The sequence below is a fragment of the Proteiniclasticum sediminis genome, assembly GCF_018128025.1.
In the GTDB taxonomy this organism is placed as follows: domain Bacteria; phylum Bacillota; class Clostridia; order Clostridiales; family Clostridiaceae; genus Proteiniclasticum; species Proteiniclasticum sediminis.
The window spans coordinates 25,741-49,448 of the sequence record NZ_JAGSCS010000014.1 but is presented as its reverse complement, the minus strand read 5'-3'; the positions used below and the strand labels follow the sequence as shown (position 1 = coordinate 49,448).

The window sequence follows — 23,708 nt, the reverse complement described above, 5'->3', positions numbered from 1 at the left end:
ATGACGAAATCTGAAATACTAAGTTTTCTCAAGGCCAGGCTGGGCATCTCCAGCAATGGCAAGGATGCGTACCTCAATCTGATCATCGACTCCACAATCAAGATGCTCGATGATGAAAAAGGAATCAATGCAGACCTTACAAACCCTGTGATCACCGAGTTTATCGTGGATTACGCTACATGGAAGTATGAAGCTAAAGGCGAGACTACTGGGATGCCTCGGTACCTTGACTTTGCGCTTAAAAATCTAATGATCCATAACCGTAAGGCTGATGAGGTGATCTAATGGGGAGTAAAAAAACCTTTGATGATCAAGTACAGCTGATCTCGGTGACGATCACGCAAGACGAATATGCCAATGAAATTGAGACTGAAGTGTCTACAACGGTATGGGCAGACATCAAAAGCGTGGGACGGACTGAGTTCTACAATGCGCTCCAGAATGGTCTAAAGCCAAGTGTGGTCATCACAGTTAAAGCCTTTGAATACTCTGGCCAAAAGTATCTCATCTTCGAAAGTAAACGCTACAAAATCGAGCGTACTTACGGGATTGATCGAGAAAACATCGAGCTGACCTGTAGCGAGGTGGTGGGATGACGAAGGTAAAAGGCGCTCTTCGAGTAGGTGACTTTACGAGAGCTTTTAAAGAGACTCTACAGAACTACACTGATGAGGTCGAAGAAGGGCTGAAGGAGGTAACCGAAACACTGGCAAAGACAGCTGCAAAAGACCTCCAGAAAGTATCTGCATCAACTTTTAACACTGCACAGGATAAGCCTTACCACAAAGGGTGGGTGGCATCCAATGAAAGTGTCCGGCACCATTCCAGATGGGTAATTCACAACAGGACAAAGCCTGGACTAGCTCACCTTCTGGAAAAAGGCCATGCGAAGGTGAACGGCGGAAGAACCAGCGGAGTGGTCCACATCAAGCCGATCGAAGAGAAGCTCATTAAGGACTACGAGGAAAACTTAGCTGCAATTATTGAAAGGGGATTTTAGCCATGACAACAATAACAGCCATTATCTCCGCAATCAAAGCAGCGGGGTATCCGATAGCCCATGACAGCTTTTCCACGGCTCAAACATTGCCTTTCGTCTGCTGGACTGACGATGGATCCAATGGAGTGTACGCCGATAACATCAACTACATCAGTAAGTCCGGCTATAGTTTGGAGCTTTACACAAAGCTCAAGAGCAAGGCCGATGAAAAGAAGATCAGTGATGCACTCACAGCACTGGGTGTGTCCTTTAGCAGAAATCCAACAACCAAGATAACGGCTGAAAATTGCTTTCAGACCGTTTTTTCGTTTGAACTAATCGACTAGGAGGTAAACAAAATGCCAGATAATAAAGTATTATTCGGAGTAAAAAATGCGCATATTGCTTTACAGAAAAACTTAAAGGGTAAAGCTGTTGCGATAACAGGCCCGTGCACCGTTGATGGATCCTTGACTGTGGTGGTGACATCTGGTGTGATCACCGGATCCCCGAAATCCGTACCTGTAGCCATTACCTCTGCAGCACAGGGAACAGCGGAGCTCGTGGCAACGGCCATCGCAGCTGCCGTCACTGGAGACACAGCGATCGCAACTAAATACACCTGCACAGCTCTCGGATCAGTAGTCACGCTTATGGCCAAAGATGAGTATGAGGATGCTACACTGGCCATCGACATCACGGAAGCGACCACGGGGGTAACCCATGGCACTCCGATTGACACAGAGACTATTTCATTCGCAACTCCAAAGCCGGTTCCAGGAACAGTAAGCTTGAACATTGAGCCCGAGGGAGAAGAGTTCAATTTTTACGCTGATAACGGACCATACTACAGTGTGACTACAAATAATGGTTACACCGGAGAAATGGAAATTGCGATTATGCCCGACGAGCAACTCATTGATCTTCTCGGTAACGAAGTCGATAACAATGGGATGCTAGTTGAGGTCGCAGATGGTAAACAGAAGGCATTTGCATTGCTTATCCAAGTAGATGGAAACGTGAAAAATCGAAGGACAGTCTATTACAATTGCAAAGTATCTCGGCCATCTACTGAAAACACAACCACGGAAGAAGGAATTGAAGTCGCAACTGAAACCTATCCTCTGGTTATTCAGCCAATAGAGTTGAATGGCAAGAAGATTACCAAAGGACGTGTGGAACTCCTTAATACTCCGTCCGCTGGAAATACCGCAATGTACAATAATTTCTTCACCGTAGTTCAGCTGCCTGTTTTTGGTGAATAGCCATGAGATCGATAAAAATAGGCGAAAAAACATATGGAGTCAGGGCAACAACCCTGGCTCTACTTTTTTATAAGCAAGAGTTTCACCGGCCACTATTGACCGATTACGTCAACGGAGCAAAGGATGCGGAATCAAACGGTGGAATGTACGACGAGATTTTACTGTTGCAGATCATGTGGGCAATGCACAAAGCAGATAGATTACCAGAGAAGACACCAAGCTTTATCGATTGGATAAGCGAAATTGAAGGGTTTAACTTTTCTGATCCGGAGATCTATCAATCAATTCTCGGGGAAGCAGGGGAAGGTTTTTTCCAAAAGCCCCTAATAAAGGGGCAAGCACAAATCAAAAAACCTCGGAAGAGGACATGATCTATAACCTCCTCGCATCGATTAAGCGGGTAGGCATGACCTTTGATGAAGCAAACCTGCTTACAGTGCGAGAACTACTGGAGCTTTTTGGAGTCTACATCAGAGAGGGAAAACCACAAAGAAGACTGGCAACACCAGATGAAATAGACAAATTAACCTAGTGAGGTGAGTTCATGGGTAAAGATATACGAGGAATAACAATTCAATTAGAGGGCGAGACCACTGGGCTGGCTAAATCCTTGCAAGATGTAAACAAGAAAGCAAGAGACTTGCAGCAGGAGCTCAAGGAGGTTGAGCAAGGCCTGAAACTTGACCCGAAGAACACTGAACTTCTTGCTCAAAAGCAAAAGCTTCTTGGCGATGCCGTTGAAAACACAAAAGAAAAACTTGAACGGCTTAAAAGCGCTCAAGAACAGGTGACAGAACAGTTCAACCGCGGAGAAATCAGCGAACAGCAGTATAGAGATTTCCAGAGAGAAGTTGTAAATACTGAATCAAAGCTAAAAAGCTTAGAGAATCAGTTAAGCAATGTCAACAATAAATGGAAATACAGCGCGAAAGCTCTAGGTGAGTTCGGAAAGAAAACGGAAGAACTCGGGAATAAGATGGCTCCTATTAGTAAGACTGCCGGAGCTGCGCTCACCGGAATAGTCGGAATCGGGATAAAGGCTGCAAGTACAGCTGACGATTTAAACACACTTAGTAAGCAAACTGGTCTGAGTGTCGAAGAACTTCAAAAGTTTCAGATGGCATCCGACACCATTGATGTCCCGATGGATACAATGACGGGATCTTTGTCAAAACTGACAAAGAACATGGCTGGAGCGAAAGATGGTACCGGGCCCGCTGCGGAAGCATTTGCTCAGTTAGGCGTAAAAATTACAGATAGTAATGGTGCGCTTTTAGACAATGAGGATGTTTTTTACAGCACTATTGATGCCCTTGGGAAAGTTGCGAATGAAACCGAACGCGATGCCATGGCAATGCAGATTTTCGGGAAATCAGCCCAGGATCTCAATCCGTTAATTCTCGGTGGAGCAGATGCTCTTAGAGAGATGGGGAAAGCAGCCGAGGAAAAAGGATTAATTCTATCGCAAGAAGAGATAGATAAAGCCAACGCACTTCAAGACACCCTTGATAGTATAAAAGCGGAGTCGATGCAGGGGCTGATGCAGATCGGAGCGGATTTGGCTCCGATTCTTATCCCCATGTTCGAGGCTATCGGAAATGCGATAAGCGGTGTCATTAACTGGTTTAAAAACCTTGATGAAGGCACTAAGAAGACAATAATGATTGTCTTAGGAATTATTGCTGCTGTAGCTCCGGTTTTAATCATCATTGGGAAAATAGCAACAGGAATCTCAGCGCTGATGTCCGTTCTCTCTGCAATAGGTCCAGTTATTGCAGTCTTGACGGGGCCAATAGGGCTTGTTATCGCTGCAGTCGCAGCGGTGATAGCAATTGGAGTGTTATTGTATAAAAACTGGGACAAGATAAAGCAATTCGCGGCTCAGCTATGGGAAAACCTAAAGAATACATTTTCTGGAATCCGCGATAGCGTAGTAAATGCCTTTAGTGGAGTGCTCAATGGGATCAAAAATATCTGGACGAACGTAACAAGCTTTTTAGCTGGCTTACCTGGGAAGATGCTGGAATTCGGGAAAGATATTATCAACGGCTTAGTAAATGGAATAAAAGCAAAGATAACAGCGGTAACGGATGCGGTTAAGAATATCGCAAATAGCATCACCGGGAAAATAAAGAGCATTCTGGGGATCCATTCTCCCGCCCAAGAGCTCATTTATCTTGGGGAAGATACAGGAGAAGGCTTTGCTGTCGGTATTGAAAATATGGCGAAAAGAGCAGCAAGCGCTGCTTCGGGAATGGCACAGGGAGTCGCAGGGGCTGCTAAACCTCAAGGTACGGCATCCACGATAACCGCCGGCGGAACACTCAATATCAATATCACCGGAGAAGGATCATCGGCACTCAAGAGTGACGCTCGATTCCTTCAGCAGGTCAAGACGGCGATCATCAACCAGATCAGCTCAGAAAACAAGTCCATCCCGAACCGGGCCGGACTAATTCCAATCGGATAAAGGAGGAGTAAAAAATGTACCAATGGGGAAATACAAAACTGAAAGTTGTTCCGGGGAGCTATACTCCTCCTCATGCGGTCCGCAAAAGGACTGTCTTAGACCTTATCCCCGGAGCTGACATTTCGACACCATCAAGCGTACTCCAAGACGGCGGGCGGGACCGCAAGCAAGCTGCATTCAGTGGTTTTACGGTCTCCCTCGCGGAGTACAATCTCTTGTATGATGATTACCTGGCATCTGTCCAGCGTGTGTTTATTGGACCTTCGGGTGAAAACATGACGGCAATGATCTGGGAGCTATCACCGGCGACAAGAGTATTTGATGGCAAGTATGAGTACAACATGACTTTGATGGAGGTGTAGACAATGAGACCAATTTCAGAAGAAACACTTTCCATCCTAAAGAGTCAAAACCTCACTGGACAGAATCGGTTTGCTCATAGTCTCCGCTTTGAAGGGACAGATTATTACTCTCCGATTCAAGATCAAAGAACAATCCAAGTGAGTAGTACTCTTTGGAGTCCAGATTTTGTAATTAGGTCTGATGGAAAAGTATTAGCTTGTGGTATAACAAAGTCTGGTTCTGTTTATCTCAAGGTCGTGGAGTCCGAGCGAATATTCACCACTGAACCTAATACTCTCGATGGTGCAACGGTATTTTACCAAGGCAGTCCACTTAGCGACAAGCCAAGTTCCTGGGACAAAGCTAGGTTGTTTCGTAGTAAATCAGGGAAAATACATCTGTTCATTATTGATGGTGGAGAGATAAATATAGCTCCGTATAAAGTGCTCCACTTTATTTCTCAAAACGGGCTTGGAACTGATTTCGTGTTAAAAAATACAATTGTTAGTTGGGCCCGATTAAGTGATGGGCCAGGAACACAATACTTTGATACTGCAGGAATATGCAAACCATGCCAAGACAATGACGGAGCAATCTATTTACTTGGAAAGCTAAAAATCACCAACTTAAGTGGATTGGATTTAGCAAATTTTGCTGTATATAAAAGTGCAGATGATGGTAACTCTTGGATCGAAAAATACTCAAACATTGCATCATATAATATAAACTTTACAGGACACGGTAATGCAGTTTGCATTGGAAGTTCTGTATTCACGGTATTTTCGGAATCAGGTACATACAACCAAGCAAAACTATACTTTTCTGCAGACAAGGGTGAGTCATGGCAGCTTAGCACTGAATTTTTATCGTTCCCTAAAAATTCGCAAGGCTTTCAAGCTCATCTGAATTTTTGGTATGGATTAGACAATAGGTTGTACACCGTTTTTAAGAAAATAAATAACATATGCGCGATATACTCGACAACAAAAATAATACCAAATCTCTTCTCTAAAAATTTTCTATCAGATTTTAGCAATTACAACTTAATTGCTGATCCAGTAATCGGCGATACCTATTTTGACACCGTTCCGCTACTAACCGTTACACCTTCTGGTTATATACACTTGATTTCAAGGTTTTCAGATATAGCTCTCGAAAGAGAACAATATTCATCCCCGCTAAGCGCTCTATCGATTTCGATAAATAAGGGACGAGGGGGAGCAAATACAGCAGTAATACAAGCGAATAATAATGATGGAGTTCTGAACCCTTTGAATCCAGATAGCCCACTTTACGGTGTTTTACAAACTAACAAACAAGTCATCATCAAGCAAGGGTACGGAAGCGATCTAGTTGAAGCTTTTACTGGCTTAGTAGATGGATTCGAGATGTCAACCTGGCCACAAACCACACAAATTAGCTTACGAGATAATCTTAAGAAAGCTTTAGACCAGACAGTAACCTATGGAAATCAGCACACAATTCAGTTTGATTTGCAGCCTATAGAGAATATTGTAGGGTACCTTTGTTACTTAGCAGGAATAGAGGTCGGAGAAATCGAACCAACAGGTATTCAAGTTGCAAAAACTTTTTCTTGGGAAAGTTACGCTGATTGTTTCCAGTTCCTTGGAGATCTTGCATCTTACGAGTGGGGCTGTGATGAGTATGGGAAGTTTTACTTTCGTAGAGACTACCAACCGGATAATATGTACGTAGCCTACACTTTCGAAGAAGGTGTAGATATCACCGCACTTAACTACTCTATCAAGGATGATGATCTTTATTATAAGGTGGCTGTCTTTGGCAAGTCTGGAGAAACTGTGATCAGTTTTGAAGCTCCATTTCTGGATGCAACAAAATACAATTTGATGCCTCAGAAAATCCTCAAGATTGATGCCACGGAAGCAACAACAATAGCTGAACTAAAAAAGATTGCAGAGCGAGCTATTGCTTTAATGCAGTCACGAACCGCCATTGTTAATTTCTCGTGTGTTGCAGTTCCTTGGCTCCAAGTCGGTGATTTTATTGGAGTCTACGAGCGATCTACAGGGGCAGCAAGTATCTACAGAATCTCCAGTCTCAAGCTGGACATGGATACTGACAGCTTTACAATGTCAATCGATGCTTATTATTACGGAGATAGCATTGTACCCGGAGAACTTCCTGAAGAAACGGCATCTCAGACTATAGCACCTACTACGAATCTCATCCCAGAAATGACTAGCAACGCGGCCCCATCTGGGGTAGCAAGGGCATCGAGTGTCTACACCTCCGCATATGAGCCATGGCAGGCATTTAATAGTACGGATGCAGACAATTACTGGAATGCCATTACTAACAACGGATGGATCGAGTACCAGTTCCCGGAGAAGATGATCGTGGATAAGTACACGCTGAAAGCAAGACAGGCCACATCATACAACGATGCAATGCCAAAAGACTGGACCCTTGAGGGCTTCGATGGATCTAAGTGGGATGTGCTAGATACAAGATCAAGCCAGACGGCATGGGGAGTCAACGAAGTAAGAACCTACAAGTTCTCAAATACTACGCCATATAGCAAGTACAGGCTCAATGTGAGCCGAAATAATGGCTATATACGACTGCAGCTTGAACAGCTAGCGATGTTCTACGGAGGTGGTGCTTAATGGCCAATGAGTTAGCGAAAGCTTTAAAGCAAAAAAGAGATGCGGAGCTTAGACTACAAGGTCAGACACAAAAGCCTGTGGTCATCGAGAAAAGTGATGGAAGTTATTACGCTCCTGAACAGGCAGACTACACCTCGCAATTGGCTGCAGGTAAAAACATCCAGATTCAGACCTCCGGAAACATCAAAACTATCACCGCTTTAATGAATCTCCTTGCGGGAAATAACATTTCGGTTTCGGCTCCGGATAGTAACGGGGCCGTTACTATTTCTGCAACAATCGGAGGTAAATCAATTAATCTCGCTGGACTTGCAGACGGATATGTTCTTTCATACGATTTAGCATCAGACAAATTTATCGTAAAAGAAGTATCCGGATCAGGTTCGTTAGAACAAGCTACGGAAACTGTTTTAGGTGGGGTTAGGGCAAAGGCTAAGACAACTGAAACAGCCGAAGTTTCTATTGATCCATCTACAGGAAAGTTATTTGCTCCAGCACCTGATGCCGCAGCGAATGGATTGCCAGCAGGTGGTACAGCAGGCCAAATTCTTATGAAGATCGATGGCTCGAACTATAATGCAGAGTGGGCTGATCCGCAATATTCCGGCGAAACTGAGTATTTTTATGAGAATTCCGCTGATGCATCTTACTCAAGTACGCCGACAGCGCCTACTCCAATACCAGGGTTCGAACTATTAATACCTCCATCAAATGTAACTAGGTTAGCAGTTTTGAGTGTTTTTTTAACATACCACAAGCAAAACGGTTGGCTTCGTAATGGAATAACACTTAATGATTCTAATTTATTATCAACTCAACTTGTAGGAGTCTCAAACTCAGAACACAGAACATTTTGGTTATCTGTTGCAAATATGATTATTTCAATCCCTGCAAGTGTTAGTGCGAATACTATAAAAATAACTTACGAAGCCGCACAAGTTGCAGATGGTGTCACAATTAAAAAAAGAAGCATGCATCTAAAATTTATTTAATTTGTATAGGAGGAAAACAACATGAAATCAAGTATATTCGCTGGCATCGGAATCTTAGGCTCTTTTCTAGCAGGAGCGCTCGGGGGGTGGGATACCGCTTTGCAGACACTAATTATATTTATGGCCATCGACTACATCACCGGGCTCATCGTGGCCATGGTCTTCCGAAACTCGCCGAAGACAGAACATGGAGCTGCAGAGTCCAACGCTGCCTGGAAAGGTCTTGTCAAGAAAGGAGTAACCCTTCTCTTCGTGCTCATCGGTGCCCAGCTTGATCTCATGATGGGTTCTGGCCTGATTGTGATGGGAATCGAATTTACTGTAAGAAATACCGTGATCATCGGCTTTATGGGGCCGGAGCTCATCTCCATTGTTGAAAATGCGGGGCTCATGGGCTTGCCTGTACCAGAGATCATTAAAAAGGCTATAGAGATCCTCAATAAGCAAGCAAGTCTAGGTGGCCTCGATAAGGAGGAATAGCTATGTTAATGAAAAAGATCCTCATTCTCCTGGATGTTGGCCATGGGCTTTATACCTATGGAAAACGGATGTATGGGCCTTTGGATCCCAATGAGACCCGGGAGTGGGTCCTGAATGATCGAATAGCCGATGCCCTTGAGCTGAGAGCTGCAGAGTACGATGGTCTTGAGATTATCCGGCTGGATGATCCATCTGGCAAGCGTGATGTTCCTCTCTCCGAGCGGACAGCAAAAGCCAATAAGCTGATGCTGGAGTACGAAGCCAAGGGCTACACGGTCATCGTGATCAGCCTGCACCACAATGCTGGGTTATACGGCAGAAGAGGTGGAGGAATCACTAGCTACATCGACTCCAGGAGATCCTCTGAGACTTCCAAGATGATCCGTGATGCTGTCTACGATGAGTTAATAGCAACAACGGCCATGGTTGGCAACCGTAATGACCCCAAGACCGATCAACCTCTCTACATCCTCTATAACACCAAGATGCCTGGAACGCTCGTAGAGCACGGGTTCATGGACTCCCCAACGGATGTCCCCAAGATCCTCTCTCCAGAGCATCCAGTCCAGTGTGCGGAAGCCTACATCAACTTCCTCGTAAAAACCTACGGGGTTCAGAAGAAGGCTGTAGCACCTCCGCCAAAGCCTGTGGATGACCTCTCGGAATATGCGTACACCACGCAGAACCTCAATGTGAGAGCCGGACGGTCCACAAGTCATCGAATCCTGACCGCCCTCCCACGGGGGACAAAGGTCAGGAAGCTTTACCTAGCTAATGGATGGTGGAGTATTGATGTGCCTCTTTCGGTATCTCCCAAAGGATATGGATTTGTCAGCGCTGCCTACCTCGCCAATCGGGCCCCAGATCAACCCAAGTACCGTGAAGGCAAAGTAAATGCAACCAGAGGGCTGAACGTTAGAAAAGGTCCTGGAGTTAACTATGGCATCGTCACAACATTCAAGCATGGAACTGTGGTGACTATCTACGAGGAAAAATCTGGATGGTACAGGATCGGAGCTGGACGATGGGTTTCGGGCAAATATATAATTTAGTGTAAAAGGGAGCAGCCTATATGGTTGCTCCCTTTTTTATGAAGTATAAAAAACTTCTGAAAGAATTCACAAATTATTAACAAATATTACCCCAAAACTTGGTAATCACAATATATTGTGGTTTACATAATATCCGACGCAATATCTTGTGGTAAATTTTCAAAAACAGCTCATTAAATGTTAAATTTGATTGACAAACATATTAATAAGTTTAAAATAAGTGGGTTGCACAAAATTTATCAATGGACTTTTTGAATTCTAGAAAGTAGAATGTAGTTACTAGAACTCATCAAGCTTAGCCTAAGCTAGCTCAAATTGATGAATTTCTACTTTAGAGTACCTGCCAGGCCTAGAAGTATGCAAATACTTTGCCCAAATTGGCGGGATGTAAATTACACCACCGAAAACCGGTGGTTTTTTTATAGGAGCAATTATGAGTGAGGTAAAGCTAAAACCCTTCAAGAGTTTTGAACAACAGTTAGCTAAACTAAGAAGTAGAAATTTGGAAATTCCTAAAGAGAATGAGGATTTTGCATTATCTATTTTAATGAGAATCAATTATTATAGATTTACTGCTTATTTGCTCCCCTATAAAACAGAAGACGATATGTATTTGCCTGGAACTAACTTCAACACAATATATGATATTTATGAATTTGATAGAAAATTAAGAAATATAACAATAACATTATTGGAACACATAGAAATTTCTTTTAGGACCTACATAGCTTATGCCCACAGTAGGAAATTTGGACCTGATGGGTATCTTAATTCTAGTAATTTCATCAATAAGAAAGACATAAAAACCGATAAGGATTTTCATAGTGGTTTTTGTTCTATATTGAAGAAATCTCAAGAATCCCATAAGCATCGATTATTCGTGATGCACCACGAAGATAAATATGACGGGATTATGCCATTATGGGTTGCAACCGAAATATTAACTTTTGCGAATATCTCGAAATTTTACTCCAACCTAAATCCCTCTGAAAAGAGTTTTATTAAAACAACATTTATTAAGCTAAATGTAGATTTTGTTGAAAATTGGTTAGAGGGTTTAACTGGTATACGGAATGCTTGTGCACACTCCCATAGGATTTATAACGAAAAGTTTATGAATATCAAGATTATGAAAAGATACGCTGAGCTTAATCTTGATGGACGAAAATTTTTCGCCTACGTACTAGCGATGAAGCATCTAACGATGTCTGATAAAGAATGGAACTTATTTTTTATTGAACTTCAAAAACTTGTAAGTGAATATTTTGCATCGGTTGATTTATCACTATTAGGATTCCCAAGTAATTGGAAGGAAGTCCTTGCAGAAGAATAACCCCACACTTTCGCGCAGGGCCGATAGGGGTTGTCTATCGTTTTAGATTATAGCACAAGATTTCCGGTAGTACAAAAACTCTCTTTCCTTTAAAGAACTAATGTTCTAAAATAAGAGAAAAGGGGGAGTTTACCATGACAGAATTTTTAAGAGTAGAGGTAATGAGCTATTGTAGGCCAGATCAACCACCACGGCCAGTAACATTCCGGTTTAGTGTGGCTGATGTGGTCTATAAAGGAAGAGTGCTCAAGGTCCTGGACAAGAAGATCAACAAATACAACGGAAACCTCATGTACGAATATTACTGCGACTGTTTGGTGGATGATCACCCGAAGAAAATCAAGATCAGTTATGAGCGCGACACCATGAACTGGTACCTCAAGAATCTATAGCATGAGCAAAGCCCGGGTGTTTAGCCCGGGCTTTTTTGCTATCTCAGGATCCCTACTAATCCACAGCCTTAAACAGTCTGTACAGCTCGATCATCTCTTCGGAGTAGCTTTCATAGGCTTCATCTTCTTCAGAGATACGGTCATTTCCAAATCCGTGCTGTCCAAGCCATTCCTCGCCCTCGTAGGTGTTGTAGGCTTCTGCAGCTGCTTCGGCCTCTTCCTTGGAGTCCCAGAAGTAATAGTTGCAGATTCCGTCGTTGGTGATAAATCCCTGATAGGATTCGTCGTACTCTCCGATTGTCCAGCGGTCTCCCTCTTGGATGGCTTTATACTTTCTCATCATGTTTCCTCCTTTTGCTACTCCCGGACTTGGGACCGGTTGAGTGCATTAACGCCCGGGTGGGCGCCCCTCTGCACGTTATCTTGAAATTTCCATCCCGATCAGATCGAGATCTGATTTTCCTGTCCAGTTAATTGCATATATCGGCATATAGTCGGTGTTGTTATCGTGCCATATTTCGCCGTTCCACTTTTCGTCCCATACCTGAGATCCATCTTCCAGGGTATAAAGGTTGTTTTTATTTTCCACGATGTCGAGGTACTCTGGGATTTCCGTTGTCAGATCGTCGGTGTCGATTTCCCAACCGAACTTTTCTTCGATATCTTCCTGGGTGATCTCCATAAACTTGAGGATCTCTTCGGCATTGCCAAGATTGTTGGTGATGGCCTGAGTGATCAGGTAGTGTCTGCCAGTACTGCGGTCATTATACCATACTTGCTTAAATCCTTTGGCTGCGAGTTCATTGATCTTTTTTCTTGTCATTTTCTTTTCCTCCTCAATCTTTTTCGCGTATTCAGTGAGTGCTGCTGCAGTTTCAAATTGGATCTTCTTGATATCAGTCTTTCCGGTGGCCATGTCTGAGAGTGTGGTTTGCGGGATCTTGGTCTCTTTGCTGATCCGATACCGGGTGACGTTTGACTCTTCCAGGAGCCATTTGATGAGTTTGAGATCTGCGATCATTTAAATTCCCCTTTCCTCTTCGGTATAATTTCCAACAAATCTTCCGATGTGCTTTTGCAATCCTTCCAGTACTCTACCGTAGATGCCAAGATTGATTTTGGATTTTCCGAGATGAATTTTTGACATCTTTCTAGTTCATCGAAGTAAAAACCTCTCGCAGTGGCCAGACAACCTATCAAATCTCGATACTCCTTTTCAGTTAGTTTGATGTTGATCATTTTGTTTACCTCCGTATATTTTGTGGTGGGCCGGTACAGCACCGGCGGGCTTTTAGAGTTGAGCGATTACGCTGATGATCTGTTCTCTTGGGTTTTCGCAGTCATTTGCGATAGCCAGTTCGTCCATGAGCTTCCAGGCTTTTTTATACTCTTTAGATCCAACCTGGAAATGAGACTGTCTCTGCATCAGCAGGTTGTAGATGGTGTTCTGGAGGTGATTCAGTTCATTTTCCAGGAGTGTTGCAAGCAGCTGTTCTTCCGTTACGGTTCCGTTTCCAAATACTTCGTTAGAGATGTTTGTGATTTCTTCCATTTTCTTATCCTCCTCTTATGGCTCTAGTCCCTTACCTTGATTTAAGTATACTACGGCACACCGGAGTAATCAAGAGTTAATAAGTAAACAAACCGTTAACATTAAAATGTGTATGCTTTTCTGCTGATCTTTGCATAATTAAATTATGAGGAGGTGATCGAATGAAGTGTATTTACTGTGACAATGAGCTAGCCATGGAGGAGATGCTTGGATATGAGTACATCTATTGCTGTGGTATGGTCCAAACCGAAGAAGAAAGAGAAGAGTTTTACAAAAAACTGTATTTCGAAATCATCAAAGCAAGCCCTTGATATTCGCAAAAACTTTTCTTTACTGATGGAGTTACTGATGGACTATACTTTTAGAATGGCTATTTACAATACTCATAGCTAACATGGTGAAGTATCCCTCGTTCTCCGCCAACGAAAAGCGAATTTTTTTTAAGGAAATTCGCTTTTTTTGTTCACTGAATTTACCTCCTCGTCCAAGGTGAGGAAAATCCGGAGAAGGAGTGCTATCCATATTTCCGGATCCGAATATGCTAGAATGAAATCAACAACCTAAGCATGAAGAAAAAACCTGTAGCGCAAAACTTCTCATAGCATAGGAAAGAGGCGATGATCATGGATTCGACCCTAACCTGGCTCCTGGAAGGGGATGTGGCCATCCAGTACCTGACCCACCGGGACCTTCTAAAATCCTCCGAAGTGGTCTGCAAGGCTCTGCAATCGCGAATTCCCGAGGAAGGCTTTGGCGCAGCGTATCTTGCCGCACAAAACCCTTCCGGACATTGGGGCATCTTTTACTATCAGACCAAATGGACCTGCACGCACTATACTTTGCTGGAACTTTACCATCTTGGCGCCCCTCCAGGCCTTTCGCCCTGCCGGGACATGGTTTTGCGGATGCTGAAGGAATGCCAGACCCCCGATGGCGCCCTTTATCTCACCCGCACGAAAGAGTCCCTGGACCTGGCGGTGGAGGGTATGGCCCTCACCTATGCGGTTTATTTCTGCCCGGAGGATCCTCGGCTTCTCCCTTTGGCGGATCATTTGCTTTCCTTCCAGCTGCCCAGTGGAGGATACTCCTGGGATCCCTTGGGAAAATCTGCGGATCCCCACTCCACCCTCTGCGTCTTGGAGGGTCTGGCTAAGTTTCAGAAAGTCCACCCCCAATACCGTCCCCAGGCTATGGCTTTAGCCCTGTCGGCAGGGGCAACATACTTCCTGGATCGGGAACTTTTTCTGGAACATTCTGATCCTCGGTTCCGAAAGCTGGCCTATCCCCATCGATACCGGTATGATCTCCTGCGGATCCTGGAGTATTTTGCCCGGGAACATACTCCTTACGATCCCCGCATGGAGCCGGCCCTATCCTGGCTCAAGAAAAAAATGAGCCCGGATCACACCTGGCCTTTGGAGCTCATTCATCCCGGGGCTGTGCACTTCTCCCTGGAACCCAAGGGCGCCCCCAGCCGATTCATCACCCTGAAGGGCCTGATGATCCTTTCGTATTTTAAGGAACTGCCTGAAGCCCTGGAAATAAAACAAGCCTCCCGCTAAAGGGAGGCATTGATTTTCGGTTACTGCTGGGCCAGAAAAGCTTCGATCTCAGCTGCTGTCGGCAGGGAGGGCTGTGCACCCAGCTTGGTGCAGGTCAGGGCTCCTGCGGCATTGGCGATCTTGGCGGATTCCACGATGTCTCTGGTCTCGGCAAAAGCCTTGGCCAAGACTCCGGTGAAGGCATCGCCAGCGGCGGTGGGGTCAATGGCGTTGACTTTATAGGGCGGGACAAGAACTTCCAGGCCTTCGCCGTAGATATAGGAGCCTCTGTCGCCCAGCTTCAGCACCACATACTTGCAGCCGTTGCGCTCGGCCAGCTTCATGCTGGCTTCCTTCATGGTGGCTTCGTCCGATGGATAGATGCCCACGAGAGCCTTGGTCTCCGTCTCATTGGGGGAGAGGATGGTCACCGGCGGCAGCTTCTCCAGATCATACTTCTGGGCTGGGCCTGCATCGAGAACCGTGATGATGCCCTTGCTGTTGGCCAGTTCGATGGCCCGGGCATTGGTCTCAAAGGGAATCTCAAACTGCAGGAGAACTGCATCAAAGGGATCCTGGAAGGCTTCTTCCAGCTGATCCGGCGGGGTCAGCATATTGGCTCCTGGGAAGATGATCAGACGGTTCTGGCCGCTGTCTTCCAGGGTAATGGCGACAAAACCGGTGTTGGCGCCTTCCCGGACAATGGTGTGCTTGGTATCTACCCCTTCATCCTTCCAGCGGGCCAGAAGATACTCCCCGTTGGCATCTTTGCCGACGGTGGCATAGGCGGAAACGTGGGCCCCTGCGCGGGCTGCGGCCACAGCGGCGTTGCTGCCCTTTCCTCCTGGGGCATTACGGTAATCATGACCCAGGACACTTTCACTGGGCTGGGGTGCTCGTTCGCACCGAAGAATGAGATCCATCATCACACTACCGACCAATAGAATACGTGCTGCCATAATTTCTTTTCCCTCCTAAAATTTGCTTGGATGTGTTGACCATAACACGCTCATTTTTCACTGTCAACGTTTTCGGCAGCTTGGGCCGTCCTAACAAAAAAACCGCTGAAACCCTTAATTATCAAGGGGTTTTGACCGCTTTCCATTTTTTGCCTCCAAAGACACCTGTCCTCCCTTGGAATAAATTCACAGAATGTTGAGAATTGAGGAGAGCTCCGCCGCTTAATCCTTTCGGGAAAACCGCTATACTGAAGTTGAGAAATGCCTCTACAGGCAAGGGGGGAGAATCATGGGCAACACCGTCATCACCATCGGGCGCGATTTCGGCAGCGGCGGACGGGAGATCGGCATGGCACTGGCAGTGCATCTGGGCATCGAGTGCTACGACAGCCGGCTCATCGACATGGCTGCAGAGCAGGGGGGGCTGGATCTGGAGGAGCTCCGGGCCGCCGACGAGAAAAAGACCTCCTTCTGGTACTACACCGTCCCCTTAGATCCCAACTTCATCTCCATCTATGACCGCCCCATGAATGAGGTGCTGTTTCAGCTGCAGTCGAAAATCATCCGGGAACTGGCGGACATGGGCTCCTGCGTTATTGTGGGCCGCTGCTCCGACTATGTTCTCAAAGGACATCCCCACGTCTTTTCCTGCTTCATCTACGCCGAAGCGGAAAACCGCATCGCCCGGATCATGAAGAAATACTCCCTGGACCACCGGGAAGCGGAGATCATGATGAAGAAAACCGACCGGGAACGAAACACCTATTACCGGAACAACACCTGCCAGGACCGCCATGCCCCGGAAAACTACCATATGCTCCTGGACAGCGGAAAATTAGGTACGGACAAGACGGTATCCATTTTGGAAAAAGCTGTCCGTCTTTTGGAAAACCCCTGATTTCCTTTCTCGGATTTCGCATTTCGTAAAATCCGGGCGAAAAGTCACCGGAATTTCTTTGCTGAAATCCTTGCCAGAAAATCAGGTTGGCAATCTTTGGATGGCCCCTTGCATTTTAAAAATCCCGGGTGTAGTATGAATTCAATATTTTAATCGCGTTGAGAAGAACGAGTACCTCATGCAAGATTTCCAGAGAGTTTTTGGTTGGTGTGAAAAAACAATGGCGCATGGGAGAACACATCTTTGAGCAGTATCTGCAAAATCCTTTTATGGGGAGAGTAGTGGACGCCGGGAATTGTCATCCGTTATCAAGACTAGGGTATGATTGTACCCGAAGAGGCCAGCATCGTGAGGTGCTGACGAAGTAAGGTGGAACCACGAAGTCAAATTCGTCCTTAGTCATTTATTGACTAAGGACTTTTTTATTACCCAAAACAACAACCAATGAGGAGGAAAAACCAATGAAAAAATTACTGATGGTCCTGATGGGAATGCTGCTGCTGGCGGGGTGCGCCAAGGCCCCGGCAAAATCCGAAGACACCTATGACGCCCTGGTCAAGAAAGGGGAAATCGTCGTAGGCCTGGATGACACCTTCGTCCCCATGGGTTTCCGCAATGAGAAAGGCGAAATCGTGGGCCTGGATGTGGATCTGGCCAAGGAAATCTTCAAGCGCATCGGTCTGACCCCTAAATTCCAGGCCATTGACTGGTCCCTGAAAGAAAGCGAACTCAATGCCGGCAATATCGATGTGATCTTCAATGGCTACACCATCACCGAGGAACGCAAGGAAAAGGTGAACTTCTCCCAGCCCTATATGGACAACACCCAGATCATCATCACCCTGGCCAGCTCTTCCATCAACACCAAGGCTGACTTGGCCGGAAAAGTGGTATCCGTGCAAAAGGATTCCAGCGCTTTTGACGCCGTCACCGCCGATGGCGATGTGGTGAAAAACCTGAAGAATGGCGAACTGGTAACCTTCGACTCCAACCTGGATCTCTTCCTGGATCTGGAAGCCGGCCGCAGCGACGCCATCGTCCTCGATGAAGTGCTGGCCCGCTATGTGCTCCTGTCCAAGAATGCCGCGGACTATAAAATTCTTTCCGACAACTTCGGGGCTGAGTCCTACGGTATCGGCTTCCGCAAGGGCGACACCACCCTCCTGAAAAAAGTTAATGAGGCTCTTCAGGCCATGATCGAAGACGGAACCTTCGAGACCATCAAAAAGGTCTACATCAATGATTAACATCCTCACCTCCAGCTACACCGTCATCTTGGAAGGACTGGGCCAGACACTGTTCTATTTCCTCATCACCTTGGTCAGTTCCGCCATTCTGGGGGTTGTGGTGACCTACCTCTACACGGTGAAACCCCTAAAGCCCATCATTTCCGTTTACATCTCCATCGTTCGGGGAACGCCGCTTCTTCTGCAGCTCATCTTCATCTTCTTTGGCCTTCCCTACTTCGGCATCACCCTGGACCGGATGCCCGCCGCCATCCTGGGCTTCACCTTCAACTACACGGGATATCTGGCGGAGATCCTTCGCGGAGGCATCCAGAGCATCCCCCAGGATCAGAAGGATGTGGCCTATGTCCTGGGCTTCTCCAAGGGCTTCACCTTCTTCAAGATTCTTCTGCCCCTGGCCATCCGGAACAGCTTCCCCTCTCTTTCCAACGAGGTGCTGGTTCTGCTGAAGGATACGGCTCTCATCTATGCCCTGGGCCTCAGTGAGCTTATTAAGGTCTCCAAGACCCTAGCCAATATCTATGTTTCCGCTGCTCCGTTCATTATCGCGGGCGTCCTCTACTTCACCATGAGCTTCATCATTGAGAAGTTCCTGAAGAAGATGGAGTCCCGAATGAGGAAGGTGACGTTCTAATGTTCAAGGCTGAAAAGATCTCAAAATCCTATGGGGAAACCAAGGTCCTGGAAAACATCAGTTTCCAGGTGGACCGCAACGAGGTTCTGGCCATCACCGGTCCCTCCGGTGTGGGCAAAACCACCCTCTTGAAGTGCATTGTGCGCCTGGAGAAGGAAGACAGTGGCTCCTTCACCCTGGACGGCATCCCGGTGGATGAAAAAAACCGGATCCGCATCGGGCTAGTATTCCAGTCCTCCTCCCTCTTCCAGCACTTGAATGTCCTGGACAATCTCCTCATCGCCCCCAAGTACCACAAGCTCTATTCCCCGGAGGAAGCCCGCCAGAAGGCGGAGCAGTACCTCCAGGATTTCGGGCTCCTGGACAAACAGAAGAGTTTTCCTTCCGAGCTTTCCGGAGGTCAGCGCCAACGGGTGGCCATCATCCGGGCCCTGCTTCTTCAGCCCGATGTCCTGTGCTTTGACGAGCCCACCAGCAGTCTCGATGCAGAGAACAAGAATCTTCTCATGGAGATCATCGGAAGGATCAAGAAGGACCAGGCCATCATCGTCGTCTCCCATGACGAGGACTTCATCAACCGCATTGCCGATCGACGGATAGCCCTGGGGTAATCCGGCAGCACTTGTAGTTTTTTTAAGGTTTTCGGGGTATGCTGAAGATAATGTCAGCGAGTAAAGGCGGTGCAGTATGAATTTGACGGTATGGTTTCTCTACTTCATTCTCTACAGCTTCCTGGGGTGGGCCTACGAGTCCACGCTCTGTTCCATCACCGAAAAAAGACTGGTGAACCGGGGATTCCTCACGGGCCCCCTGTGCCCCGTGTACGGTTTTGGGGCCCTGCTCATCCTTCTGGTCTTTGATGACCCGAAGACGGGTCTCGTGCCTCTATTTCTCTCCAGCATGGTGCTCACCTCCACGGTGGAGTATCTGACCTCGGTGATTCTGGAACGGCTTTTCCACACCCGATGGTGGGATTATTCCGGAAGACCCTTCAACATCCATGGTCGGGTCTTTCTGCTGGGCGCTCTGGTTTTTGCCACCTTCTCCGTACTTCTGGTCCGGGTGCTTCATCCGGTCATGGCCGAAGCCATCGGCAGGATCCCCGCCTACTTCCAGGCGGTATCCGCCAGCGCCATTTTAGCGCTGTTTCTCTCCGATCTCTTTCTCACTGTGCGCCATCTCCTTCTTCTTAATGGCCGGCTGGCCGCCGTGCGGGAAGACCTGGAACGCCATGTCCGGGAAGGCCGTCTCCGGGTGGAGGATCTGAAGCTCATGCTCCAGGAGAAAATCGAAGATACGGAAATCTACAGCGACAAGGTCAAGGCCCTCTTCCAAAAGGGACGGTTCATGAACCGCAGACTGTTCAACGCTTTCCCCCAAATGCGTCCTTTAAAGGAAAGCGAAATTTTCAACAAGCTGAAAAACACCTACGTGGAGAACCGCAAGAAAATCGACGAAAAGATCACCAAATTCCGGGATTCCTAAGGATCGGTCTCCTAGCATGCCCAGGAACCTTGCCTGAATTCCCCTATAAATAGACATATCCCCGCATGACGTCATGCGGGGATATGTCTATTTACTGCTAAAAAAGATCTACTTAACCGCAGGTTCCCACTTGCAGCGGACAGGAGAGACGATCTTCTCCTCCTTCTTCAAATCCTTGAAGGCCTTGTCAATGTCTTTGCGGTCAAATCCGGTGATCTTTTCCACTTCCCCCGCGCTGACGGGAGCTCCGGCTTCGGCCATGGCTTTAAGTACAGCATCTTTAATTTCCATATATTCTACCTCCTTTAGGCTCAATATCTTCATTCTATCACAGATCTTTATGGCGTCAACGCCGTTCCCCAAAGGCTTCCGGTTTGCTTTTGTTTGACCCTCTTTATGAAGAAAGGGTGAATAAACAAAAGATTTTGATTAAATTTAATTGTATGCTATTGAATATAATTCTCAATTGAGGTAAGATAAGACCATAGACAACATCCTCCCCGTGGGGGAGAGAAAATATTGATTTTTAACGATTTTGGAGGAATTAAACATGAAACATGAATTACCTAACCTTCCTTATGGATATGCCGACCTGGAGCCCTATGTGGATGAGATGACCATGAACATCCATCACACCAAGCATCACCAGGCTTACATCAATAACCTCAATGCCGCTTTGGAAAAGTATCCCGAGCTGCAGGAGAAGGACCTGAAGGCGCTGATCCGCGATCTGGACAGCGTACCGGAAGACATCCGCACAGCCGTCCGAAACAATGGCGGCGGTCATCTCAATCACAGCCTGTTCTGGACCGTGATGAAGAAAGCAGAAGGACAGAAGCCGGAAGGCGAACTGCTGGAAGCTCTGAACAGCGCATTTGGCAGCTACGATGAGTTCAAGGCCGCCTTTGCCAAGGCTGGAGCCGGACGCTTCGGATCCGGATGGGCATGGCTCATCGTCAAGGACGGAAAGCTGGCCATCACCTCCACCGCCAACCAGGACAACCCCATCTCCGAAGGAGTGGAAGCCATCCTGGGACTGGACGTGTGGGAGCATGCCTACTATCTGAAGTATCAGAACCGCAGACCGGAGTATATCGAGAACTGGTTCAATGTCGTCAACTGGGATGAAGTGGCCCGACGGTTTGCCGAAGTCAAGTAACTGAAGTCATCAACCTCCTTATAAGAAAAAGGCCTAGCGTGATCCCGCCGGTTCCCCCTGGCGGGATTTCGTTTGGGCTTTTTTCCCGTGTACAGATAATCCGGGGAAACGTACAGATGTTGGGCTTTCCCGCGAAAAAAGATCCCTGGAATGGGGTATATTGAACTCATGGACGTCATTTTCCGGGTAAACCCCATTCCCTTTGGCGTTACGATGAATAATGGAGGAAACCCATGCGTAAACTGACCCTGGATGATTTTAAAAACTATAAATTCCTCTCCGGCATTGAGCATTCCCCCGACGGCCGTCATGTGGGCTTTGTGGTCCACGAGGCGGACATGGAAGAAAACAAATACCGCTCCAATCTCTACCTGGCAGAAGTCGCCACAAGAAAGATCCGTAAGCTCACCACCTTTGACAAGGAATCTTCCTTTAAATGGCAGGATGATGAGCATCTGGTCTTCGCCACCATCCGGGATCCCAAGGACAAGGAGGCCGCAGAGTCCCACAAGGAGTTCACCCAGCTTTACCGCATCAATATCCATGGCGGTGAAGCGGACAAATACCTTCGGCTGAAAAAGAGCCTCGGCAGCTTTGATTTTCTTGCCGGCGGCGATGTCCTCGCCACCTGCGCCTTTGATCTCAACGCCAAGGATCAGCTGAACCTCAGCGAAACGGAGCTTTCCGACGAGCTGAAACGCCTGAAGGAGGAAGAGGACTATGAGGTCCTGGAGGAAATCCCCTTCTGGTCCAATGGCGGCGGTTTTACCTCGAAAAAGCGAAGCCGGCTTTGCCGTTTTGACGCCCAGGGAACCTTCCAAGGCTATCTCACGGGCGAATACACCAACGTGGAAAGCGTCAAGCTGAATGAAGAAAAGAACAAGGCCGTCCTCGTGTCCAGCACCTTCCAGGACAAGGAAGAGCTGCTTAATGAGCTCTCCTACTTCGACGGAGAGACGGTGCGGGTCTTGGACACCCCAGGCCTCACCATCAGCTTTGCCGACTTTCTGGACAAGGATACCCTCATCTTCACCGCCACGGACATGAAGAAACTGGGCCTCAATGAAAACGGAAAGTTCTACACCTATGATCTTCTCACGGATACCTTAGCCCTCATCACGCCGGATCTGGACCAGTCCCTCTACAATTCCGTGGGCAGCGATGCCCGCTATGGCGGATCCAAAACCCGGGTGGTGGACGGTGGGGAACTCTATTTCACCACCACCCTGGGCACCAACGCCGAGCTGTGGAAGGTGAACCGGGAGGGAGTACTGCGCCCCGTCATCACCGAGGAAGGATCCGTGGACGGCGTCAGTGTGAAAAACGGTCACGTGGCCTACATCGCCATGAAGAACACCACCCTCCAGGAACTCTACTTCCTGGAGGCGCCTGCACTTCCGGTATCCTCATTCAACACCTGGGTCCAGGAAGAAATTCAGCTTTCCCTTCCGGAACCCCTGAAACTCACCCTGGATGACGGCACCGTCATCGACGGTTTTGTCCTGAAGCCCGTGGACTACACGGAAGGCAAAACCTGGCCGGTGCTCCTGGAAATTCACGGCGGACCCAAAACCGTCTACGGCAGCGTGTTCTATCATGAACTCCAGCTCTTTGCCGCCCAGGGCTACTATGTGGTCTTCTGCAATCCCCGGGGATCCGACGGCAAGGGCAACGACTTCTCCGATATCCGGGGGAAATACGGCACCATCGACTATGAGGATCTCATGAACTTCACGGACCTGGCCCTCTTCACCTATCCGGACATGGATCTTTCGAACCTCTTTGTCACGGGCGGATCCTACGGCGGGTTCATGACCAACTGGATCATCGGTCACACCAACCGCTTCAAGGCTGCCGTTTCCCAGCGCAGCATCTCCAACTGGATTTCCATGTTCAATACCACGGACATCGGCTACTATTTCGCCGATGATCAGAATGCCTCTTCCCCCTGGGATAACCACGCGAAAATGTGGTGGCATTCTCCCCTGAAATATGCAGACCAGGTGGTGACTCCCACGCTCTTCATCCATTCGGAAGAAGATTACCGCTGCTGGCTCACGGAAGGTCTCCAGATGTTCACGGCCCTGAAATACCACAATGTGGAGTCCCGCCTGTGTCTCTTTAAGGGCGAGAACCATGAGCTGTCCCGTTCCGGAAAGCCGAAGCACCGCCAGAGGCGTCTGGAGGAAATTTCCGGCTGGTTTGCCCGGTACCGGACCCTAAAAACCGCTGACGAGTAACCTCTTCACTATATTTTTCTTCGCTGGCAGTTTCTGCCAG

The 23,708-nt window shown here is 47.3% G+C and carries 30 protein-coding genes and 1 other annotated feature; of the genes, 24 read left to right on the top strand and 6 right to left on the bottom strand.

Annotated features, from left to right (window positions below; all coding sequences use genetic code 11):
• From KCG48_RS10520 to KCG48_RS10450, 15 genes are all read left to right on the top strand, one after another.
• Entirely contained in the window at positions 1 to 285 is a 285-nt protein-coding gene (locus KCG48_RS10520) for a hypothetical protein (protein WP_211802174.1), read from the top strand.
• Positions 285 to 596 (top strand): phage head closure protein, encoded by a 312-nt coding sequence (locus KCG48_RS10515; protein WP_211802173.1) that lies wholly within the window; start codon positions 285 to 287, stop codon positions 594 to 596. The genes KCG48_RS10520 and KCG48_RS10515 overlap by 1 nt, the downstream gene beginning before the upstream one ends.
• On the top strand, positions 593 to 1,000 hold the full coding sequence (locus tag KCG48_RS10510) for a hypothetical protein (RefSeq protein ID WP_211802172.1): 408 nt from the start codon (positions 593 to 595) through the stop codon (positions 998 to 1,000). The genes KCG48_RS10515 and KCG48_RS10510 overlap by 4 nt, the downstream gene beginning before the upstream one ends.
• Positions 1,001 to 1,002: 2 nt before the next feature.
• Complete coding sequence (locus tag KCG48_RS10505; RefSeq protein ID WP_211802171.1) at positions 1,003 to 1,326, top strand: hypothetical protein; 324 nt, start codon at positions 1,003 to 1,005, stop codon at positions 1,324 to 1,326.
• A gap of 12 nt (positions 1,327 to 1,338) precedes the next feature.
• On the top strand, positions 1,339 to 2,244 hold the full coding sequence (locus tag KCG48_RS10500) for a major tail protein (protein ID WP_230977101.1): 906 nt from the start codon (positions 1,339 to 1,341) through the stop codon (positions 2,242 to 2,244).
• A 2-nt stretch (positions 2,245 to 2,246) separates the two neighbouring features.
• Complete coding sequence (locus tag KCG48_RS10495; protein WP_211802170.1) at positions 2,247 to 2,615, top strand: hypothetical protein; 369 nt, start codon at positions 2,247 to 2,249, stop codon at positions 2,613 to 2,615.
• The gene (locus tag KCG48_RS10490) at positions 2,612 to 2,776 is read left to right on the top strand and encodes a hypothetical protein (RefSeq protein ID WP_211802162.1); all 165 of its coding nucleotides are present in this window, start codon (positions 2,612 to 2,614) and stop codon (positions 2,774 to 2,776) included. The genes KCG48_RS10495 and KCG48_RS10490 overlap by 4 nt, the downstream gene beginning before the upstream one ends.
• A 12-nt stretch (positions 2,777 to 2,788) precedes the next feature.
• Positions 2,789 to 4,714 carry a phage tail tape measure protein gene (locus KCG48_RS10485; RefSeq protein WP_211802160.1) on the top strand — a complete coding sequence of 642 codons (1,926 nt, stop codon included), beginning with the start codon at positions 2,789 to 2,791 and terminating at the stop codon, positions 4,712 to 4,714.
• Positions 4,715 to 4,728: 14 nt separating this feature from the next.
• Positions 4,729 to 5,076 carry a hypothetical protein gene (locus KCG48_RS10480; RefSeq protein ID WP_211802158.1) on the top strand — a complete coding sequence of 116 codons (348 nt, stop codon included), beginning with the start codon at positions 4,729 to 4,731 and terminating at the stop codon, positions 5,074 to 5,076.
• Between the two features lie 3 nt (positions 5,077 to 5,079).
• Positions 5,080 to 7,704 (top strand): XkdQ/YqbQ family protein, encoded by a 2,625-nt coding sequence (locus KCG48_RS10475; protein ID WP_211802156.1) that lies wholly within the window; start codon positions 5,080 to 5,082, stop codon positions 7,702 to 7,704.
• Complete coding sequence (locus KCG48_RS10470; RefSeq protein WP_211802154.1) at positions 7,704 to 8,696, top strand: hypothetical protein; 993 nt, start codon at positions 7,704 to 7,706, stop codon at positions 8,694 to 8,696. The genes KCG48_RS10475 and KCG48_RS10470 overlap by 1 nt, the downstream gene beginning before the upstream one ends.
• 21 nt (positions 8,697 to 8,717) lie before the next feature.
• Positions 8,718 to 9,176, top strand: coding sequence for a phage holin family protein (locus KCG48_RS10465; RefSeq protein ID WP_211802152.1), 459 nt, complete (start codon positions 8,718 to 8,720; stop codon positions 9,174 to 9,176).
• A gap of 2 nt (positions 9,177 to 9,178) precedes the next feature.
• Positions 9,179 to 10,228 carry an SH3 domain-containing protein gene (locus KCG48_RS10460; protein ID WP_211802150.1) on the top strand — a complete coding sequence of 350 codons (1,050 nt, stop codon included), beginning with the start codon at positions 9,179 to 9,181 and terminating at the stop codon, positions 10,226 to 10,228.
• Between the two features lie 433 nt (positions 10,229 to 10,661).
• Positions 10,662 to 11,561, top strand: a complete 900-nt coding sequence (locus KCG48_RS10455; RefSeq protein WP_211802142.1) for an Abi family protein — start codon at positions 10,662 to 10,664, stop codon at positions 11,559 to 11,561.
• Between the two features lie 134 nt (positions 11,562 to 11,695).
• Entirely contained in the window at positions 11,696 to 11,953 is a 258-nt protein-coding gene (locus tag KCG48_RS10450) for a hypothetical protein (protein ID WP_211802141.1), read from the top strand.
• Between the two features lie 55 nt (positions 11,954 to 12,008).
• On the opposite strand, the gene KCG48_RS10445 is transcribed toward KCG48_RS10450, so the two are convergent.
• The 4 genes from KCG48_RS10445 to KCG48_RS10430 all read right to left on the bottom strand — a co-directional run bounded on the left by KCG48_RS10445 (position 12,009) and on the right by KCG48_RS10430 (position 13,505).
• Positions 12,009 to 12,293, bottom strand: a complete 285-nt coding sequence (locus KCG48_RS10445; RefSeq protein WP_211802139.1) for a hypothetical protein — start codon at positions 12,291 to 12,293, stop codon at positions 12,009 to 12,011.
• Between the two features lie 78 nt (positions 12,294 to 12,371).
• A complete protein-coding gene (locus KCG48_RS10440) occupies positions 12,372 to 12,974 on the bottom strand; it encodes a hypothetical protein (protein WP_211802137.1) in 603 nt (200 codons plus the stop codon).
• Positions 12,971 to 13,192, bottom strand: coding sequence for a hypothetical protein (locus tag KCG48_RS10435; protein WP_211802135.1), 222 nt, complete (start codon positions 13,190 to 13,192; stop codon positions 12,971 to 12,973). Before KCG48_RS10435 ends, KCG48_RS10440 begins: the two co-directional genes overlap by 4 nt.
• A gap of 52 nt (positions 13,193 to 13,244) precedes the next feature.
• On the bottom strand, positions 13,245 to 13,505 hold the full coding sequence (locus KCG48_RS10430) for a hypothetical protein (RefSeq protein ID WP_211802133.1): 261 nt from the start codon (positions 13,503 to 13,505) through the stop codon (positions 13,245 to 13,247).
• A 161-nt stretch (positions 13,506 to 13,666) separates the two neighbouring features.
• Here KCG48_RS10430 and KCG48_RS10425 point away from each other — a divergent pair, with 161 nt between their 5' ends.
• Positions 13,667 to 13,816 (top strand): hypothetical protein, encoded by a 150-nt coding sequence (locus KCG48_RS10425; RefSeq protein ID WP_211802131.1) that lies wholly within the window; start codon positions 13,667 to 13,669, stop codon positions 13,814 to 13,816.
• 312 nt (positions 13,817 to 14,128) lie between these two features.
• Positions 14,129 to 15,067: a hypothetical protein gene (locus KCG48_RS10420; protein ID WP_211802129.1), complete on the top strand. Its 939-nt coding sequence runs from the start codon at positions 14,129 to 14,131 to the stop codon at positions 15,065 to 15,067.
• 20 nt (positions 15,068 to 15,087) lie between these two features.
• On the opposite strand, the gene KCG48_RS10415 is transcribed toward KCG48_RS10420, so the two are convergent.
• On the bottom strand, positions 15,088 to 16,005 hold the full coding sequence (locus KCG48_RS10415; protein WP_211802127.1) for a ribokinase: 918 nt from the start codon (positions 16,003 to 16,005) through the stop codon (positions 15,088 to 15,090).
• Between the two features lie 289 nt (positions 16,006 to 16,294).
• Here KCG48_RS10415 and KCG48_RS10410 point away from each other — a divergent pair, with 289 nt between their 5' ends.
• The 5 genes from KCG48_RS10410 (at position 16,295) to KCG48_RS10390 (ending at position 20,269) form a co-directional block, all read left to right on the top strand.
• Positions 16,295 to 16,903 (top strand): cytidylate kinase-like family protein, encoded by a 609-nt coding sequence (locus tag KCG48_RS10410; protein ID WP_211802123.1) that lies wholly within the window; start codon positions 16,295 to 16,297, stop codon positions 16,901 to 16,903.
• 149 nt (positions 16,904 to 17,052) lie between these two features.
• Positions 17,053 to 17,303, top strand: a binding site (T-box leader).
• 61 nt (positions 17,304 to 17,364) lie between these two features.
• Positions 17,365 to 18,150: an amino acid ABC transporter substrate-binding protein gene (locus tag KCG48_RS10405; RefSeq protein ID WP_211802121.1), complete on the top strand. Its 786-nt coding sequence runs from the start codon at positions 17,365 to 17,367 to the stop codon at positions 18,148 to 18,150.
• Positions 18,143 to 18,784, top strand: coding sequence for an amino acid ABC transporter permease (locus KCG48_RS10400; protein ID WP_211802119.1), 642 nt, complete (start codon positions 18,143 to 18,145; stop codon positions 18,782 to 18,784). The genes KCG48_RS10405 and KCG48_RS10400 overlap by 8 nt, the downstream gene beginning before the upstream one ends.
• Complete coding sequence (locus KCG48_RS10395; RefSeq protein WP_211802117.1) at positions 18,784 to 19,395, top strand: amino acid ABC transporter ATP-binding protein; 612 nt, start codon at positions 18,784 to 18,786, stop codon at positions 19,393 to 19,395. The genes KCG48_RS10400 and KCG48_RS10395 overlap by 1 nt, the downstream gene beginning before the upstream one ends.
• Positions 19,396 to 19,471: 76 nt before the next feature.
• Positions 19,472 to 20,269: a putative ABC transporter permease gene (locus KCG48_RS10390; protein WP_211802115.1), complete on the top strand. Its 798-nt coding sequence runs from the start codon at positions 19,472 to 19,474 to the stop codon at positions 20,267 to 20,269.
• Between the two features lie 108 nt (positions 20,270 to 20,377).
• On the opposite strand, the gene KCG48_RS10385 is transcribed toward KCG48_RS10390, so the two are convergent.
• Positions 20,378 to 20,560, bottom strand: coding sequence for a transcriptional regulator (locus KCG48_RS10385; protein WP_211802113.1), 183 nt, complete (start codon positions 20,558 to 20,560; stop codon positions 20,378 to 20,380).
• A 259-nt stretch (positions 20,561 to 20,819) separates the two neighbouring features.
• Between KCG48_RS10385 and KCG48_RS10380 the strand changes: the two genes are divergently transcribed.
• Positions 20,820 to 21,428, top strand: coding sequence for a superoxide dismutase (locus KCG48_RS10380; protein WP_211802111.1), 609 nt, complete (start codon positions 20,820 to 20,822; stop codon positions 21,426 to 21,428).
• 233 nt (positions 21,429 to 21,661) lie between these two features.
• Positions 21,662 to 23,668, top strand: coding sequence for a S9 family peptidase (locus tag KCG48_RS10375; protein ID WP_211802109.1), 2,007 nt, complete (start codon positions 21,662 to 21,664; stop codon positions 23,666 to 23,668).
• The last annotated feature ends 40 nt before the right edge of the window (positions 23,669 to 23,708 follow it).